Source organism: Deltaproteobacteria bacterium (assembly GCA_009692615.1).
GTDB lineage: Bacteria > Desulfobacterota > Binatia > UBA9968 > UBA9968 > DP-20.
In genome coordinates this window covers 1-17177 of record SHYW01000033.1, presented here as the reverse complement: position 1 = coordinate 17177, position 17177 = coordinate 1, and the positions used below count along the sequence as shown (strand labels likewise).

Sequence of the window (17177 nt, the reverse complement as noted above, 5' to 3'; positions counted from 1 at the left end):
CATTACTGATATATTGCCACGCCGATAGTATGCCTTCGTCTAGGAAACTTGCTTGAGCTTTTCGTAGCGCGCCTTGGGCGAGATTTCCGCCACGGTGCCGCCGGGGGCGCGGAATTTGATCGGGATCACGCCGGGCGCGCTGATGATTTCACAACCGAACTTGGCCAGCTCCGCAGCGGAACTTTTCATATCATCGACTTCAATGCCGAAGTGGTGGATGCACGGCCCGAGACCGGCGGCGCGGGATTCGGCGGACTCTTCGCTGTCATATTTGATCAGCGCCAGATCGATGGTGCCATCGGTCAGATGGCGCGAAGTGTGATCGCGCACCTGGCCGGTGTGAACTTCGGCGAAGCCAAAAGTTTTTTCGTAAAACTCCGTAGCCTTTTCCAGATCGTCAACTTTGACGGCGATGTGCACGATACGAGCCATAAGGCCTCCCTTAAATAACAACTAATTCGCCACAGCTGCGATCTCCGTCGGCAAAGCGAAATGAATATTCTCTTCGACCATTCCCACCTGCTCCACTTGCGCGCCTTGAGCGCGGAAAAATTCGACAGTCGCTTGGACCAATTGCTCCGGCACCGAGGCTCCGGAAGTGATGCCGACGCGGGACAATCCTTCGAGCCAGTGCGGATCGATAGCGTGGTGATCGTCGATCAAATGCGCCGGCGTGCCGTTGGCGCGCGCGACGCTGACCAGTTGATTGGAGTTCTCGCTGTTTTTCGAGCCGATGACCAAAACCAAATCCACCGCGCGCACCAATTGTTTCACCGCATCCTGACGGTTTTGCGTCGCGTAACAAATATCGTCTTTCGCCGGTGTGATCATTTGTGGAAAGCGCTGCTTGAGAACTTCGATGATTTCTCTGGTGTCGTCCATGCTCAAAGTCGTCTGGGTCAAGGCCACGACCTTGTCAGGATCGGGGACATTGAGAACTTTCGCTTCGGCGATATTGCCGACCACCAAAGTGCGCTCCGGCGCTTCGCCGGCGGTGCCGACGATTTCGTCGTGATTGCGATGGCCGACGAGAATAATCCAATAGCCCTGGAGAACGAACTTGCGCACTTCGCGATGGACTTTTTCCACCAACGGGCATGTGCCGTCGATGACAAATTGCAAATGTTTATTTTTAGCTTGCTGCCAGATCGCCGGCGCGATGCCATGGGCGCTGAAGATCACATTGGCGCCGTTGGGTATTTCGTCGATGGCGTTGACGAAGGTCACACCGCGTTTTTTGAAATCGTTGACGACATGCAGATTGTGCACGATCTCGTGAAACACATAGAGCGGCGCGCCATGTTTCTTGAGTGCGCGCTCCACCGTTTCGATCGCCATTTCGACGCCGGCGCAAAAGCCGCGCGGCTTAGCGAGGATGACTTTTTCAATCGCCATAATGCACTGGAGTCTGGAGGAATCGCTGTACGCTGTCAACCGGCAATTAGAGCATGGCCATGATTTCCGCCGCAGCGACTTCCGCGCCGCGCAAATCAACTGCCGGCCAGTGCGGTGGTGTAGCCAGGAGTCTCGACAAGTACGGTTCTAGATTGCCCGCGAGTAGTTCCTGCTGAGGAATGTGTTCGCAAGTAGCGCAGTCGCGCAGCGCTTGGACTAACTTGGGAAATTCGGCGAAGTCGCCACGGTCGGTATAGAGAATTGGCAGACGATGAGCGAGCACATCGGCAACGATACCGTAGCCCGGCTTGGTGACAATGCAATCGACCGCGCAGACTAAGTCTTCGTAGGAATTCTGCGTGTCGGCAAGAACGACGACGTTATCTTCGGCATGTTGCGTCGCGCCGGTGGTGACGAAGATAAACTGTCGTTGTTGTTTGAGCTTGTCCCACGGTATACGATCGAGACCGAGACCGCCGAAACTTATAAGTACGATGGTTGCGTGCCGAGGCAAATCGAATTTGTCGCGCGCTCTCTCTTTGGTTAACGTCGAACGGCGTGCCACCCAGGGGATGGCTTGCTGGCGCGGGAACATACTGGTGTCGCAAGGATAAGGCAGCGTCAGCGCCAACGAAGTTTTACCATAGTACGCGGTCATCTGTTCGATCAGCGGAGCAAAATCGGCATGTTCATCGAGGTAAGCGCGGTAAATAAAATCCCAGGTAAAATTGGTAATCGATACCGACGGAAGTCCAGCTCGTGCCGCGATCTCAAAGGCGAGCGGCGGTGTGTCGGCGACGATGAGTTGAATTTTGTGCGCCTTGATAAATGCTAACTCTTGCTCGATCAACTCGCTGGCGCGGCCATAAAGCATTCGGCAAGATTCCAGCGTCTCGGCAAGCTCCATGCGCAAGCTATCGCGCTGGATAATGCCGACGTCGAGGGATTGGCGTGAATGGCTGACCGGCATCGGTGAATTGGCAAACAACCACGGCGCTGCGCTGGTGCGAACGTGAACCGACAAAGCGTCATCGGCATGCAACAGCGCGCGAATCACCTGATGGGAGCGCACGGCGTGGCCGAAGCCATGACCGGTAATGTAATAAAGAATTGAACTCAAGCGGCTTTTGGTTGTATGAAATCGAAAGCTCAAACTAGGGAGCGGCTCAAGAATTGTCAAGCCAACGCTGCGCCGTGCGCAGGGAAGAGAGAATAAAATGACTGGCGTAATCAAAAAAATCATGCGCGACAAAGGTTTCGGATTTATCAAGCCGGACGATAGCAGCGAAGATGTTTTTTTTCATCGCAGCAGTTTAGCGCCGCGGGTGCAGATCGAAGACATCAATGAAGGCGACACCGTGCAGTTTCAAACCCGCAAGGGCGACAAGGGTCCGGTGGCCTTCGACTTGAAAGTGCGCTGATTCCCAAGACTCCATGGAACACAAACACACCAATCGGCTGATCGGCGAGACCAGTCCGTACTTGATTCAACATGCGCACAATCCGGTGGATTGGTTTCCCTGGGGCGAAGAGGCCTTTGCCGCAGCTCAAGCGAAGAATAAACCGATCCTACTGAGCATCGGCTACTCGGCTTGTCACTGGTGTCATGTGATGGAGCGCGAGTCGTTTGAGAATGAACAAATCGCCGGGCTGATGAACGAACTGTTCGTCAACATCAAAGTTGACCGCGAAGAGCGGCCGGACTTAGATGAAATCTACATGAGTGCGGTGCAGCTGCTCACCGGTCGCGGCGGCTGGCCCATGACCATGTTTCTCACTCCTGAACGCAAGCCGTTTTACGGCGGCACCTATTTTCCACCGCAAGACCGTGGTGGCATGCCGGGCTTTCCACGTATCTTGATGGGAGTCAATCAAGCCTTTCGGGAGCGGCCGGTGGACGTCGAAAAAAGCGTCGGCGAAATTTTAGCCGCATTGCAGCGCATGTCGGAATCGGTGCATAGCGAAAAACCATTCTCGCCAAATGTTATCGCCGAGGGTGTCGAAAGCATCGCCCGCGCCTACGACGACGAAAATGGTGGCCTCGGAAAAGCACCGAAGTTTCCCAACGTTGGCGTATATGAACTGTTCTTGCGCCACTATCACCATTCGCGGAACGAGCGCTATTTAGAAATGGTCACGCACACGTTGACTAAGATGGCCCAAGGCGGCCTCTACGATCACGTCGGCGGCGGATTTCATCGTTATTCGGTCGACGCGAAGTGGCTCGTGCCGCACTTTGAAAAAATGCTCTACGACAACGCACAGCTGGTTCGCATCTATGCTCAAGCCTACACGATCACCAAGAACCCGTTGTTTCTGAATGTCGTCAATGAGTCTTGCAGTTATTTGATTCGCGAAATGCTTCAATCTGAAGGCGGATTCTATTCCACCCAGGATGCGGACAGCGAAGGTGTAGAAGGCAAGTTCTTTGTCTGGACGGAAGACGAAGTCAATCACATCGTCGGCGCGGAGTCGGCTGAAGTATTCGGTAGGATCTACGACGTCAGTAAATATGGCAACTTCGAAGAGAAAAATATACTTCACCCGATTCTCACGGTCGAGCAAGCGAGCAAATATTTCCGCAAAGAGCCGGCTGAGATCGAAACGATCGTCGCCGACGTGAAAAAGAGATTGTTCGCCGAAAGGGAAAAGCGCGTCAAACCATTTCGCGATGAGAAAATTATCACGGCGTGGAACGGCTTGATGCTTTCCGGTTTCGCCGCGGCGATGAAGGTTGCGCCGTGTCCAGAATACGACGAAGCGATCAAGCGCACCGTCGATTTTATTTTTCGCCAATTGTTTCGCGATGGTTTCTTGTTGCACACTTACAAAGACGGCCAAGCCAAGCTCCTCGGTTATCTCGACGATTATGCTTTTCTCGCGATCGGCTTGCTCGACGCTTATGAAGTGTTGTTCGACCCTTCGCTGTTGGAGCGCGCGCTTGAGTTATGCGACATCATGGTGCGCGAGTTCTGGGACGATCGAGACGGCGGCTTCTATTTCACCGGTTTGTCGCATGAGCAGTTAATTAGCCGCGCTAAAACGATTTTCGATGCGTCGGTTCCCTCGGGCAACGCCATGTCAACTCAGTTGTTGTTGCGCTTGCATCACATCACCGGGAAAGAAGAGTATCGCGAGCGTGCCGAAAAAACTCTGCGCGCTTACTACGACGGCATGGAAAGCCAACCCTTCGGCTTCGCCCATTTGCTCTGCGCGCTGGATTTTTATTTGTCGAAACCGAAGGAAATTGTCGTCATCGGCGAGCGGCAAGATTCGCGCACGGAGGAAATGTTAGCTGACATTCATTCTCTCTATCTACCTAACTCGACACTTCAGTTAGCGCCGCCCGGCGAACCGCTCTTAAACATATCGCCACTGCTACAAGATAAAATGCAGATCGATGGCAAAGCGACGGTTTACGTTTGCCACAACTACACTTGTTCGCCGCCAGTCACCGAGTGGTCGGCTCTGAAGCCGTTGCTGGAAAGTTAGTTTTCTCGACGGTTTCAATTCTTCTTCTAATTGACTTGGCCGCTAAGCAGCAACAAAGCGCGTCGTAATTACTTGAATGATCCGTTCGAGATCCACCAGGGTGTAGTATTCGATTTCAATCTTACCTTTGGCCGATCTCGCCTTCGGTAGTAAGCGAACCTTTGTGCCGAGGGAACGTTGCAAGTTTTCCACCACCGCTTTTAGATCCGGATCGACCAGAGGTAGGTGACCGCGCCGTTTGCGTCCAACCAATAACGTGCGCACCATTTTCTCAGTGTCGCGCGTCGATAATCCTTTGGCGATCACTTCCCGGCAAGCGGAAATAATCAACGGTTCGGTGTGCAGTCCCAAGAGCGCCCGCGCTTGGCCGGCGGGAAGATTGCCGGAAGTCACCTGTTGTTGAACCTCCGCCGGCAGAGTCAACAGGCGTAGCGAGTTTGCGATGGCGGGGCGGCTCTTGCCGACTTTGTCCGCCATCTCTTCTTGGCTCCAGTGAAATTCTTCTTGGAGTCGGCGATAGGCCGCCGCTTCTTCGATGGCATTCAAATCCTCGCGCTGAAGATTTTCCACCAGCGCCAGTTGCAGCGCTTCATGATCGCTAGCATCCCGAATGACCACCGGAACTCGCGCTAATCCAGCGCGCATCGCCGCGCGCCAACGCCGTTCGCCGGCGATGAGTTGGTAGCCGTCGCCCATGGGCCGGACCACTAGCGGTTGAATGATGCCTTGGTTGCGGATCGACACCGCCAGTTCTTCGATCTTCGCTTCATCGAAGCTGCGCCGCGGCTGAAATGGACTCGCGGTGATACGATCGACGGCGATTTCTTTCGGTGAACTATCTTGAGGCGTTGGGACGATCGGCTCCGCCGCTGTGGGAATCAGCGCACTGAGACCTCTACCCAAGCCCCGCTTCTGCGTCGACAACGTGTTCTCCACGGGTAATCAACTCCTTTGCTAGATCTTGATAATCTTGTGCGCCCGTCGAGGCCGGATCGTACAAACAAATCGGCTTGCCGTAACTCGGGCTTTCGCTTAGCCGAACATTGCGGCGGATAATCGTGGTAAATAGTTTGTCAGGAAAGTGCGCGCGTATTTCTTCGACGACTTGGTGCGATAGGCGATTACGGCTGTCGAACATGGTAATGACGATGCCTTCTAAATGCAGACCTGGATTCAAAACCTTCTGCACTAGATTCATGGTTTCTAAAATCGCGCTCAGCCCCTCAAGCGCGTAGTATTCGCTTTGAATTGGAATCAGCAACGCATCAGCGGCCGTTAGCGCATTCAAAGTGAGTAATCCCAAAGAAGGCGGACAATCGAGCAGGATATAATCATAATGGGCCGAGACCGACGTTAGCGCTTCCTTCAAGCGATACTCGCGTCGATCGGCACTGACCAATTCAACTTCCGCACCAACCAGATCCTTAGTCGCCGGAACTAGAAGCAACTGAGGTAAAGCGGTCTGGCACAACACTTCGCCGATAAATCGCGTCCCATCAAGCACGTGATAGAGACTCGCCATTAGCTGCGACCGATCGACACCGAGCCCAGTTGTACTGTTACCCTGCGGATCAAGGTCGACTAACAGAACCCGTTTGGCGGCCAACGCCAGTGAAGCTGCGAGGTTAATCGACGTGGTAGTCTTACCAACTCCACCCTTCTGATTCGCAATAGCGATTATTCTTAACAACTAAAATAACCTTATAATTCAATGATTTATATAATCATTGCGGATTTGCTATTTTGTATCATACAATTTATGGAATTAGAAGCATTTTCTTCCGTTTCACGTGAAACAAAAGAAACTGGCCCCAACCTAGGCCGGATAAGATCGCTTTTAGAACCTGGCGGCGGAGAAAACTACGCACTCTTTCGCTTCTTCATATAAAACGAAAGAAGCGTCAATGCAGCTGGTGTGATGCCGGATATTCTCGAAGCTTGGCCAATAGACCGCGGCCGGATGCGAGTTAACTTCTCGCAGACTTCGCGCGAAAGGCCGCTGATCTTTGCGTAGTCGATGTCTTCTGGCAAGCGGACATGCTCCATCTTTTGAAAGCGCTCGACGATCTCCAGTTGCCGATTGACATAACCCTCGTACTTGATGTGAATTTCGGCCTGCGCTTCCACATCCGGCGCCACCTTGGGAATATTGGGAACTAGCTTACGGAGCCGTTCCATAGTGACTTCCGGCCGGCGTAGCAATTGAGACAAAGCAACCGGACCACTAAGCGAGGCCGATCCGAACGAGTCCAATTGAACATCAATCTCGGCATTAGATGCTAGCTGATTATGATTCAAGTGGCTGATCAGCATCTCCACCGCCCGCTTCTTATCTATCAACCGAGCGTTAGCCTCACTGCTGTTTAGGCCTATTCTATAGCCTATCTCGGTTAAGCGCAGATCGGCGTTGTCTTCTCGAAGCAAGAGTCGATATTCTGCTCGGGAGGTAAACATCCGGTAGGGCTCGCTGTCGGTCCCTTTAGTCACCAAATCGTCGATAAGAACTCCAATATAAGCCTGGTCGCGAGAAAAGATTAAAGGCTCCTCACCCCGCAAGCTAAGCACTGCATTGATTCCTGCCATGATGCCTTGGGCCGCAGCTTCTTCATAGCCAGTAGTACCGTTGATTTGGCCCGCATGGTAGAGGCCTTTGACCAGCTTAGTTTCCAGTGTTGGATGAAGCTGGGTCGGCTCGAAGTAATCATACTCAATAGCATAGCCAGGTCGCATCACCTCGGCATTCTCCAAGCCTTTAATCGAGTGCACCATTTCAAGTTGCACATCTAATGGCAAACTTGTCGATAATCCATTCGGATAAACCTCATTTGTATCCAAACCTTCTGGTTCTAGAAAAATTTGATGCCGCTCCTTATCCGCGAATCGATAAACCTTATCCTCAATCGACGGACAATATCGTGGCCCACGACTCTTAATCACTCCGGAATACATCGGAGAGCGATGGATCGCCGCGCGAATTACATCATGGGTCTGTTTGTTAGTATAGGTGATGTGACACGGCACCTGCCGCTGCGTTACGCCGCGACTGGAGAATGAAAATGGCTGCGGTGGGTTATCACCAGGCTGAACTTCAAGTTGAGAGTAGTTAATCGTACGGCTATCCAACCTTGGGCAAGTTCCCGTCTTAAGCCTTCCGACTTTGAACCCTAGGCGCACCATCGACTCGCTCAATCCTTGCACTGCGAAATCGCCAGCCCGGCCCGCCGAATAGTTTCTATCGCCTATATGGATCAAACCCTTGAGAAAGGTCCCCGTAGTGAGAATGACGCTCCGACCGTAGAATTTTTCACCGATCTGAGTTTCAACACCTTTTATTTCACCATCTTCAACGAGCAGAGCCTCCGCACTTCCCTGGCGCAAAGTCAGCCCTGGACAGTTCTCTAAGACACGCTTCATGCGCAGACGATACAGCGCCTTGTCAGCCTGGGCCCGAGACGCCCTAACCGCAGGCCCTTTCTTGGTATTGAGGATTCGAAATTGAATTCCGGTCTCATCAATAGCCAGCCCCATCTCACCACCGAGCGCGTCGATTTCTTTAACCAGATGGCCCTTGCCAATACCGCCAATTGCGGGGTTACATGACATCTGACCAATATGGTCGAGATTCAAGGTCAGCATCAACGTGCTACAACCCATCCTAGCGGCTGCCAAGCACGCCTCAATTCCGGCATGGCCGGCGCCAACAACGATTACATCGAATATCTGTTCGCTTTTCATAGTTTCACGTGAAACAGAGTCGCAACTGGTAATTTTATGTTATTTAAATCAATTTATTGTATTTTATAGATAACTATTTTCCAATACAATAATTTTTGAATATACGTTCTAAAACATCTTCATTGTTTACGATACCAATGATCTCTTCGAGGGCCTCACGAGCTTCGTTCAAGTTGACTGCGACGAGTTCAGGAGGGAAGCCAGTGGCCAGAGCGCTTGCGCCTTGCTCCAAGGACTCGGCGCTGCGTATCAGCTCACTGCGATGGCGCACGTTGGTTATGGCTATCTCGGGCTCCGTTTGGTGATTCAGTAAGATCTCTCGGAGCGCTGATTTCAGCGCGTCGATGCCTGCGCTAGTCTTTGCTGAAACATCGACCAGCATTGCTTCTGAATCATTGCAGCCAATTTTGTCGATAGGAAACGCTCGTGGCAGATCCATCTTATTGATCGCCAGCAAACGTTTCTTGCCGATGACTGAGCCAAGTAGCTCCAGGTCACCTGCGGTGATATTCTCTGAGCCATCGAGCACAACTATCGCCGCGTCGGCCTTCGCCAAATGCTTACGCGATAGTTGCACACCCAACTGCTCAACTTGATCGCCGCTCTCACGGATCCCTGCGGTATCCCAAATTACCACGGGTAGGCCGTCCAGGTTCAGCGACTCTTCTATCACATCTCTGGTGGTTCCCGGAATCGGAGTTACGATCACCCGCTCCGCACCAAGTAAAGCATTGAGCAAACTCGACTTGCCGACATTGGGACGGCCACAAATACACACCGTGGCACCTTCTCTGAACAATCGGCCCCATTCATAAGTAGCTAAAATTTCGTTAATTTTACGAGCAAGAGTAGAGATTTTTACGATTAGCTTTGGGCGTTGAAGGAGTTCGATATCTTCGTCAGGAAAGTCTATAGCCGCCTCCACCTGAACCAAGATATCGAGAAGTTCCTCGCGCAGCTCACTAACAAATTTAGATAATGCGCCGCTGGCTTGGTTGAGCGCCAACTCGGCGCCCTTGACGGTTTTCGCACGAATCAGATCAAGCACCGCTTCGGCTTGCGCCAAATCGAGCTTGCCATTGAGAAACGCTCGTTTGGTAAATTCGCCAGCTTCTGCCTGGCGTGCGCCTTGAGCGAGAATCACGCCGAGAACTTGCCGCGAGACAATGGCTCCGCCGTGGCCATGCACTTCGACCACATCCTCGCCTGTGTAACTATGGGGCTGACGCATGACGGTCAGCAAAACTTCGTCGACCACATTTTGCGACTGCGGATCACGGATACTACCATGATAGAGCATATGCGATTTTAGTTTGCCGTCTTTGCCATGGGACCGTTTGAATACGCGCTGGGCAATTCTCTCTGCCTCAATGCCACTCACGCGGACAATCGCCACACCGCCTTCTCCCGGAGGCGTCGCAATCGCCGCAATCGTATCTTGCTCGTACATAGGAAGACAGCATCATAACAAGTCGACCCGTTTAGGCAACGCCACGGCTGGCCAAATGCCAGTGGGAAAAAGGGGGGATTGAATTGAAGTTTATTGCGGTGACACAACACCGAAACTGGCAAACGCGGATAGAATATAAAAAAGCGCGCTGAGTGACAGTGCTCACCCAGCGCGCTTTTTTTGTGAACAAACAAAGACTCATCGTCTGTTGAGCGTCAACGTAGCACTTTTCTTAATCGCACCAGCACTAGCTGTGATCGTAACGACAGTTTTTTTACTGACCGCCGCCGTATTCACAGTGAAATTTATCGACAAGCTACCCGCTGGAATTTTCACCGTCGATGGAACCGTCGCTTTGCTTAGATTGCCGCTTAAAATACTGACATCGAAACCACCCGTCGGTGCCGGCCCGCTGAGTGTCACCGTAGCGATCGACGCAAAACCGCCACGCACACTCGCCGGGTTAAGGGTCAATGCAGACAATGTCGTCACCGGCAACGCCACCGGATTCACCGCTAGCGATGCCGTCTTGCTAGTGCCGTTGTAGGTCGCCGTGATATTGCCGACGGTTATCGAACTGACCGCGACGGTTGTCACCGCGAAATTAGCAGAAGTCATCCCTCCCGGCACGGTTACAGAATTGGCAACCGTCGCGGCCGGATTGGCATTGGTAAGACCAATCGACACTCCGCCCGCCGGCGCGACGTTGGTCAAACTCACCGTTCCGTTGGTTGCTTGTCCGCCCGTCACCGTCGCTGGATTGATAGTGACCGAACTCAATGCCGGCGCGCTTGCAGTCGGATTGTAACCGAGTTGGACGACCTCAAAATCGCTTGCTGTTAAATTGCTGAAGGCAGGATTGAGAATGCCGTTGTCCCAACGTGTGTCGTAAGTCCCCGTAATGTACATGTCGGTGCCGTTGTCAGCGACGATCAAACCGTACTTCTGCATGGCTCTAAAAATCTTCTGGATATTTGGATTACTAGTTTTCTGAGTCACATCCACGCTCGACTTCAGACGGAGGCGAGCACCCATGGGCAATGCCCCAGCGGTCGAACCGGCGCGATGGGATGCTGGAAAGACGTAACCGTTGGTTGCTCGCACAGTGACGCGAAACGCATGTTTGATCTCCGTCATTGTCGGATCGCTGAACTCATCATAGCGAACCAGTCCCGGCAAGATCGCCAACCCCGCGGCATCCGCCGAGGTCCAAGTATCGGGCCGGCGATTATTCGTGTTCATGTCGAAAAACGCTCCGGAACCCGCCAGCCACTTCGCCTGCGCCGAATCATAAAAGACATTATAAAGTTCGTAGAGATAATTGCGGTCGCGATCGACGATCAACAAATGGCGATCGGAAAAAGAACGTTCGTCGATGTTGCCGGGATTGCCGCCTTCGATCCAATGAGCCTCAGTGATCGCCGCAGGTGGAATTGGATAAAAAGGGAAACTGCTATTGGTAGTCTGATTGACACCGTCGCTTTCATCGGAATAAAGAAATTCCACCGCTTTCAAATCAACATCAGTCACGTTGGTAATCACAGCATAGGGAATGCCGTAGATCGAATTGCCGCCCGCGTCGCCGCCGAAGTCGGGATGTAATCGTCTCGTCCCACCGTTATTAATGAAGCTGATATAACCGGCCGAATTCAAATCCACCGGCCAGCTACTGACATCCAAATTCCACCAATTGTCGGCAGGAAATAGTGGCAAAGGTTGCGGCAATGCGCCCCCTTGACTAGCGTTGATGGCCAACGCCGGCAGCGCGGAACTGGAGAGAAAAGTTAGTAACGTTATCCAAGCGAAAACTAATTTTGACCGTTTAGCCAAAACCGCTAAAGAGTATTTCATGACACCTCCCACGGGCGATAATTTGAGTCCCATGGAAAGCGCGCAAGCTTTATGCCAGCAAACCAACGACAAGCGATGACGCTTCCACTACCAGAAGTGCGAAAACTGGGTAAGCGAAAAGGACAGGCGTGACAATTATCCGTTGCTGCGTGGTGCAACGGCAAGAACTCTCAGCACATGTAATACGCCGGCGACTGGGAGACTGGATAACCGCTACGATAATGTTTTCTGGCGAACGGCGAGATCTTCGGCGCCAGAAAAAGCAAAACGCTGAAGCGCCTCTTGATTGAGTTCAATACCCAAGCCTGGTCTGTCGGGCGGAATCAGGCAACCGTTCACGACTCTGAACGGCTCGCGCAATAGTTCTTCGCGTAGCGGGTTGTAAGTGTAATCGAGCTCCATGACGATGCAGTCCTGCAATGCCGCCGAAAGATGAACGCTCGCCGCCAGCGCAACGCCATCGCCCCAGGTGTGAAACGACACCGGGACTTTGTGCTTGGCCGCCAGCGCGGTGATCTTACGAATCTCGGTAATGCCGCCGGCGCGCGCGACATCGGGTTGAATGAAATCCACCGCACCGCGCAGGATGAAATTCTCGAAGGCATAACACATGTGCAAATTTTCCCCGACGGCGATGGGCGTATTGCCACGCTCACGCAGAATCGCGTGACCGGCGATGTCTTCGACGAACAGCGGCTCTTCGAGCCAGAAAGCGCCAGCGTCGGCGAAAGCCTGCGCGGCCTTGATGCCAACGTCGATGCTGTAGCCTTGATTGGCGTCGGTCATAACGATGAAGTCTTTGCCCAACTCCTGGCGCACCGCCCGAACGATGCGGATGTCTTGATCCAAATCGAAACCGACTTTGATCTTCACGCCGCGAAAACCTTGATCGGCAAAGCCGCGCGCGCGCCGGGCAACTTTTGACGGCTCTTCTGGGTAGAGTGCAGTGGCGTACACCGGCACCTGGTCGCGCACTTTGCCGCCGAGCAGCTGATAGAGCGGCACGCCGCGCACTTTGCCGAGAATGTCCCAGAGCGCCACATCGATCCCGCTCAGCGCCACGACGCCGATGCCGCGAGTGCCGAACTCTTTATGCCCACCGCGAAAATAAGCGGTGTCCCAAATCGCGTCGATCTCGGTGGGATCCATGCCAATGAGCAGCGGTTTCAGCACTCGGGCGACGATCACTTCGATCAACTCGCCATTTCCCGACGCGGAACCAAGACCGTAGACACCGTCATCGGTTTCCACTTTGATGAGCGTCGTCGACCGCGTGTTGCGCACACCTGAGCGGCTGAACACTTGTCCTTCGGTTGGTATCGACGCGCGCAAGCGGATAGTTCTTACGTCCGTGATTTTCATCTTTCACCTAAAGTATTTGTGATACTCGTTATTGTAACGGTTGTAGTCTTCGGCTCCAACTGGATTGACGACTAGCAACTTATGACCTTCGATCAGTTTCGGTGGGTTGGGCAAAACATCTTTGCGCACGGTGATACGGCTCAGCCCTTTGAGCACAGTCTGGCCTTCGACCGACAAGCAGTAATCGATAAACAACTTTCCCGCCGCCGGGTGCGAGTTCTTCGCTGTCAACGCCAACACCTGCGCGTAAACTAGATGTGGCTGCAGCGCGATCCATTCGATCGGCGCGCCGGATTTTTTCATCTCTTCGACGCTGGTCGGATATTGGGACACGACGATGGCATATTCCCCGGCGGCGAGCAGCTGGCCGCCAATGGTGTTGCCGTCGCGCGCTTGGACGTTCTGCTTGCTCAAAGCGTCCATGTACTTGCGGCCTTTTTCTTCGCCAAGCAGCTGCAACATCGCCACATACCATTCGGTCTTGTTGAGATCGAGGCCGAGCTTGCCCTTCCATTTCGGCAATAAAAGATCGTCGTAGCTTTTGGGAATGTCGTCGCCTTTGACCAGCCGGGTGTTGTAGGCAATGGTCATGGCGTTCAACACCACCGGCGCCCAGTAGTCGTCCTTGGGCCGCAGACTGTCGTGAATCGCCTCGCGCTCCGCCGATCGATAGCGCGCCAGCAAGCCGCGCTGTTGCAAAGTGGCTAATGGAAAGACGCTGCCCTGGTAAACATCGGCGAGAAAAGTGTTGTTGCGCGCTTCGGTTAAATATTTTCCCAGCAGTTTATCTTTGCCGGCGCGAAAATATTCCATCTTGATGAACGGATACTTTTTCTCGAACGCCGCTTTGAGCGCATTGCCATCGTTGGCCGAAGAGCCGGTGTAGAAAACCACCTTGCCTTCCTTCTTGGCCTCCTCAATGAGCTTCGTGCGCTCCGCAGGTGATTGGGCGTGAGCAGAACTGCCAGCGTCAAGCCCGAACACAAGCAGTAGCGACAATACTGACTTCACCGACTATTTCATCTCCCAATACTGACCTTCGATGGCGGCGCCATCCGCCACCGCGAAACCTTCCTCCTCTTCCATACGCTTGTCGCCTTTGACGTCGACGCGCAGCACGGCGGGCCGATCTTTACGCGCCGCGCTCGAGCGCAGGATCGCTAATGGCACCGTGCCGGTGCTTTCGAAGTAATAGTAGTAACCGTCCGGCAGCATGATGCCTTCGCCCTTGTTGAGCACCGTGGGCTGGTTGTCCTTATCGAAAAAGGTTGCCTGTCCCTCGATCACCACGAAGGCGTGATCTTCACCGGGATGAGTGTGCAGCTTATTTTTTCGTCCCGGCGTGTAAAAATTTAGTCCCATGGTCAGGCCGCCGGACTTTGCCAGCGGCGTGTGGCTCCGTCCGCCGGTGAGCAGATTGGTTTTTAATTTAAACGTCGACGCTTGCATCTCGCCATTCCTCCTTCGACAATCCTCAATCGATAATTCGCCAAACCATCACGACAGTTCCCAAAACTGTCCAGGGATCGGTTCGCCGTCCACCGTAATATATTTATCTTCCACTTCCGTTCGCTTGTTACCTTCAGCGTCCACCCGGGTAAATTCCGGCTTGCCCTTGAGCGCGCTCACGCGCAACAGCGCCAACGGCTTATCGCCGGAATTGCCGAAGTAGTAAAGCGTGCCCACCGGCAACATGATCGCCTCGCCTTTATTCAGCACAGTGGGCTGATGATCCTTGTTGTAGAACGTCGCCTGGCCGTCCAACACAACAAACGTATGATCCTCGCCGAAATGGGCATGGAGTTTGTTTATACGTCCCACCGCATAATAATTAATCCCCACCGACATCATTTCAGTGTCAGCGAGCGGAATGTGACTTCTCCCACCGGTGATCTTTGGCGTCTTGAGCTTATAAGTAAACGCGTCCATAACTTGGTTCCTCCACTGTTAAAGTCGGCAGACGATTTCTCTGCTGTCTCGTATATCGCAGACCATCCTCCTTGAAAAGAGTCGATCGCCTGGTCTATTTTGACTCGACGGTTAAACTGAAAGGAAAACACAATGGCCAAAATCGGACTCGCCTGGGTCAACCCAGCACCGCTCACCAAACCGGAAAACGTCGTCAACTTCGCCAAGAAATGCGAAGCCATGGGTTGCGACTCGATGTGGACCATCGACCGCATCGCCTATGACAATTTAGAACCGCTGACCATCCTCGCCGCCGCCGCCGGCGCGACGCAGAAAATTCGTCTCGGCACTTCAGTCCTGCTCGGCAACACGCGCCACCCAGCGCATCTAGCGAAAATCATCTCGACGCTCGATTTTATTTCCAACGGCCGCGTGACCATCGGTCTCGGCTTCGGCAGCCGCGAACCCGACTACAAAGCCGTCGAGATTCCTTATGAACATCGCGGCACCCGCGCGGTCGAACAAGTGCAACTGATGAAACGGCTGTGGACCGAAGATAACGTCACGCACAAAGGGCAATTTTACAACGTGGAGAACTTGAGCGTCGGCCCGCGACCGGTGCAAAAACCCCATCCGCCGCTGTGGACGGGCGGCAGCGCCGAAGCTGCCCTCAAACGCGCCGGCACTTGGGCCAACGGCTTTATCTCCGGCAGCTCAGCCATCGCCGACTTCCACGTCACCTGGGACAAAGTCGCCAGCTACGCCGCGGCAGCAGGTAGAAATCCCAACGACATTGAAAAAGCCAGCTTGGCTTTCATGGCGATCAACGACGACAAAGCCAAAGCGATCAAAGTCGTCGAAGACTACACCATGCGCTACTACGGCCGGATCCGAACCGCCGTCGAACCGGTCTCCATCCTCGGCAGCCCCGAGCAATGCGTCGAGAAGATAAATTATTTTCTCAGCAAAGGTCTCGACACGCTGATCATCGGCGTCGCCGATCCCGATCCGCGGCAGTTGGATTTGTTTGGCGAGAAGGTGTTGCCGAAGGTAAAAGCGTAGGAGTAAACACCGGCCCCGAAAATACGTTCCAATTCAACTCGGCATTTCGCGATCGGGGTATGAACCCCGCTCGCGACCAAAGGGGATGCTCGCCCCCTTTGGAAACCCCATTTAGTTGTGCCCGCCGCAAGCAGCGGGGAATTTTAGATTCAACCAAACACGCTTGAACCCGATGGAGCATGAAGATCAATTTGAACGAAGAGATGAAAATGATTAAGGCGTGGGACGCGGATGGCCATGTATCGGAATCCGAAGTGACGTTCTCCGACAAATACTGGGATCCTAAACTGAAGGATCGCAGACCGAGTATTCTAGAGACCGGTCCGAACGGGCCGCTCTACTGGATGATCGATACGCGCTCGTTTCCGGTGCGCAGCGGGCCTTATCAGCAAGCCGGCTTTCCCCTCAGCAAGAACGGCGTCGCGGCAAAAGTCACGCCGGGAATCAGTCCCCATGATCCCGTCGAAAGCGCGGAAATGCGCTCGGTCAAAGCTCGTCTTGAACAATTGGACCGGGAAAACACCGCGCTTCAGGTGATCTATCCGACAATGTTTCTGTCCTATCCGGTCACCTACGATCGGGAGTTGGCCGTGGCGATGATGCGCGCCTACAATAGCTGGGTCGCCGACCTCGCCAGCCAATGTCCCGAGCGCCTAAAATGGGTCACGGTGATCGACCCCATCGATCCGCAATCATCGGTGCGCGAAATCGAGCGCGGCAAAAAGCTCGGCGCTGTCGGCGTAATGCTCCTCGGCGTCACCGGAGACGTGCGAGTCGACGATCCGCCCATGGAGCCGATCTGGGCCGCGGCTAACGACACCGGACTTCCCGTTGCGGTGCATACCGGACACAGCTTTCGCGCGCTGGGCCAGGTTAACGACACGCATCATGATAAGACGGCGATATCGTTTTGGCTGACCGT

At 53.6% G+C, this 17177-nt stretch carries 16 protein-coding genes; 4 read left to right on the top strand and 12 right to left on the bottom strand.

Annotated features, from left to right (window positions below; all coding sequences use genetic code 11):
• Positions 1-39 precede the first annotated feature (39 nt).
• From EXR70_10140 to EXR70_10130, 3 genes are read right to left on the bottom strand one after another with little or no spacing between them, the layout of a single operon-like run.
• Positions 40-432, bottom strand: coding sequence for a VOC family protein (locus tag EXR70_10140; protein MSP38837.1), 393 nt, complete (start codon positions 430-432; stop codon positions 40-42).
• A 21-nt stretch (positions 433-453) separates the two neighbouring features.
• Positions 454-1395 carry a 4-hydroxy-3-methylbut-2-enyl diphosphate reductase gene (gene ispH, locus EXR70_10135; GenBank protein ID MSP38836.1) on the bottom strand — a complete coding sequence of 314 codons (942 nt, stop codon included), beginning with the start codon at positions 1393-1395 and terminating at the stop codon, positions 454-456.
• Between the two features lie 46 nt (positions 1396-1441).
• Complete coding sequence (locus EXR70_10130; GenBank protein ID MSP38835.1) at positions 1442-2638, bottom strand: hypothetical protein; 1197 nt, start codon at positions 2636-2638, stop codon at positions 1442-1444.
• On the opposite strand from EXR70_10130, the gene EXR70_10125 reads away from it, so the two are divergent.
• Positions 2613-2816 carry a cold shock domain-containing protein gene (locus EXR70_10125; GenBank protein ID MSP38834.1) on the top strand — a complete coding sequence of 68 codons (204 nt, stop codon included), beginning with the start codon at positions 2613-2615 and terminating at the stop codon, positions 2814-2816. The two genes, EXR70_10130 and EXR70_10125, sit on opposite strands and share 26 nt — an antisense overlap.
• 13 nt (positions 2817-2829) lie before the next feature.
• Positions 2830-4887 (top strand): thioredoxin domain-containing protein, encoded by a 2058-nt coding sequence (locus EXR70_10120; GenBank protein MSP38833.1) that lies wholly within the window; start codon positions 2830-2832, stop codon positions 4885-4887.
• Between the two features lie 42 nt (positions 4888-4929).
• Here the strand turns inward: EXR70_10120 and EXR70_10115 are convergent, their stop codons facing one another.
• The 9 genes from EXR70_10115 to EXR70_10075 form a co-directional block, all read right to left on the bottom strand.
• Positions 4930-5811 (bottom strand): ParB/RepB/Spo0J family partition protein, encoded by an 882-nt coding sequence (locus EXR70_10115; protein ID MSP38832.1) that lies wholly within the window; start codon positions 5809-5811, stop codon positions 4930-4932.
• On the bottom strand, positions 5783-6577 hold the full coding sequence (locus EXR70_10110) for a ParA family protein (GenBank protein MSP38831.1): 795 nt from the start codon (positions 6575-6577) through the stop codon (positions 5783-5785). Before EXR70_10110 ends, EXR70_10115 begins: the two co-directional genes overlap by 29 nt.
• Before the next feature lie 170 nt (positions 6578-6747).
• Entirely contained in the window at positions 6748-8622 is a 1875-nt protein-coding gene (gene mnmG, locus EXR70_10105) for a tRNA uridine-5-carboxymethylaminomethyl(34) synthesis enzyme MnmG (protein MSP38830.1), read from the bottom strand.
• 73 nt (positions 8623-8695) lie between these two features.
• The gene (gene mnmE, locus EXR70_10100; protein MSP38829.1) at positions 8696-10072 is read right to left on the bottom strand and encodes a tRNA uridine-5-carboxymethylaminomethyl(34) synthesis GTPase MnmE; all 1377 of its coding nucleotides are present in this window, start codon (positions 10070-10072) and stop codon (positions 8696-8698) included.
• Between the two features lie 198 nt (positions 10073-10270).
• Positions 10271-11923 (bottom strand): hypothetical protein, encoded by a 1653-nt coding sequence (locus EXR70_10095; GenBank protein MSP38828.1) that lies wholly within the window; start codon positions 11921-11923, stop codon positions 10271-10273.
• A gap of 213 nt (positions 11924-12136) precedes the next feature.
• Entirely contained in the window at positions 12137-13285 is a 1149-nt protein-coding gene (locus EXR70_10090; GenBank protein ID MSP38827.1) for a mandelate racemase/muconate lactonizing enzyme family protein, read from the bottom strand.
• Between the two features lie 3 nt (positions 13286-13288).
• Positions 13289-14296 carry an extracellular solute-binding protein gene (locus EXR70_10085; protein MSP38826.1) on the bottom strand — a complete coding sequence of 336 codons (1008 nt, stop codon included), beginning with the start codon at positions 14294-14296 and terminating at the stop codon, positions 13289-13291.
• 3 nt (positions 14297-14299) lie between these two features.
• Entirely contained in the window at positions 14300-14734 is a 435-nt protein-coding gene (locus EXR70_10080) for a cupin domain-containing protein (protein ID MSP38825.1), read from the bottom strand.
• Between the two features lie 48 nt (positions 14735-14782).
• Positions 14783-15214, bottom strand: coding sequence for a cupin domain-containing protein (locus EXR70_10075; protein MSP38824.1), 432 nt, complete (start codon positions 15212-15214; stop codon positions 14783-14785).
• A gap of 132 nt (positions 15215-15346) precedes the next feature.
• On the opposite strand from EXR70_10075, the gene EXR70_10070 reads away from it, so the two are divergent.
• Both EXR70_10070 and EXR70_10065 read left to right on the top strand, forming a co-directional pair.
• Entirely contained in the window at positions 15347-16255 is a 909-nt protein-coding gene (locus tag EXR70_10070; protein MSP38823.1) for an LLM class flavin-dependent oxidoreductase, read from the top strand.
• Between the two features lie 179 nt (positions 16256-16434).
• Positions 16435-17177, top strand: a 743-nt coding sequence (locus EXR70_10065) for a hypothetical protein (GenBank protein ID MSP38822.1), incomplete at its 3' end; no start/stop codon positions are given.

What these genes read in the sequence shown, in the direction of transcription:
- EXR70_10140 (MSP38837.1), bottom strand. Translation starts at nt 432, where the DNA reads ATGGCTCGTATCGTGCACATCGCCGTCAAAGTTGACGATCTGGAAAAG.
- EXR70_10075 (MSP38824.1), bottom strand. Translation starts at nt 15,214, where the DNA reads ATGGACGCGTTTACTTATAAGCTCAAGACGCCAAAGATCACCGGTGGG.
- ispH (MSP38836.1), bottom strand. Translation starts at nt 1,395, where the DNA reads ATGGCGATTGAAAAAGTCATCCTCGCTAAGCCGCGCGGCTTTTGCGCC.
- EXR70_10120 (MSP38833.1), top strand. Translation starts at nt 2,830, where the DNA reads ATGGAACACAAACACACCAATCGGCTGATCGGCGAGACCAGTCCGTAC.
- EXR70_10080 (MSP38825.1), bottom strand. Translation starts at nt 14,734, where the DNA reads ATGCAAGCGTCGACGTTTAAATTAAAAACCAATCTGCTCACCGGCGGA.
- EXR70_10070 (MSP38823.1), top strand. Translation starts at nt 15,347, where the DNA reads ATGGCCAAAATCGGACTCGCCTGGGTCAACCCAGCACCGCTCACCAAA.
- EXR70_10095 (MSP38828.1), bottom strand. Translation starts at nt 11,923, where the DNA reads ATGAAATACTCTTTAGCGGTTTTGGCTAAACGGTCAAAATTAGTTTTC.
- EXR70_10125 (MSP38834.1), top strand. Translation starts at nt 2,613, where the DNA reads ATGACTGGCGTAATCAAAAAAATCATGCGCGACAAAGGTTTCGGATTT.
- EXR70_10130 (MSP38835.1), bottom strand. Translation starts at nt 2,638, where the DNA reads ATGATTTTTTTGATTACGCCAGTCATTTTATTCTCTCTTCCCTGCGCA.
- EXR70_10090 (MSP38827.1), bottom strand. Translation starts at nt 13,285, where the DNA reads ATGAAAATCACGGACGTAAGAACTATCCGCTTGCGCGCGTCGATACCA.
- mnmE (MSP38829.1), bottom strand. Translation starts at nt 10,072, where the DNA reads ATGTACGAGCAAGATACGATTGCGGCGATTGCGACGCCTCCGGGAGAA.
- mnmG (MSP38830.1), bottom strand. Translation starts at nt 8,622, where the DNA reads ATGAAAAGCGAACAGATATTCGATGTAATCGTTGTTGGCGCCGGCCAT.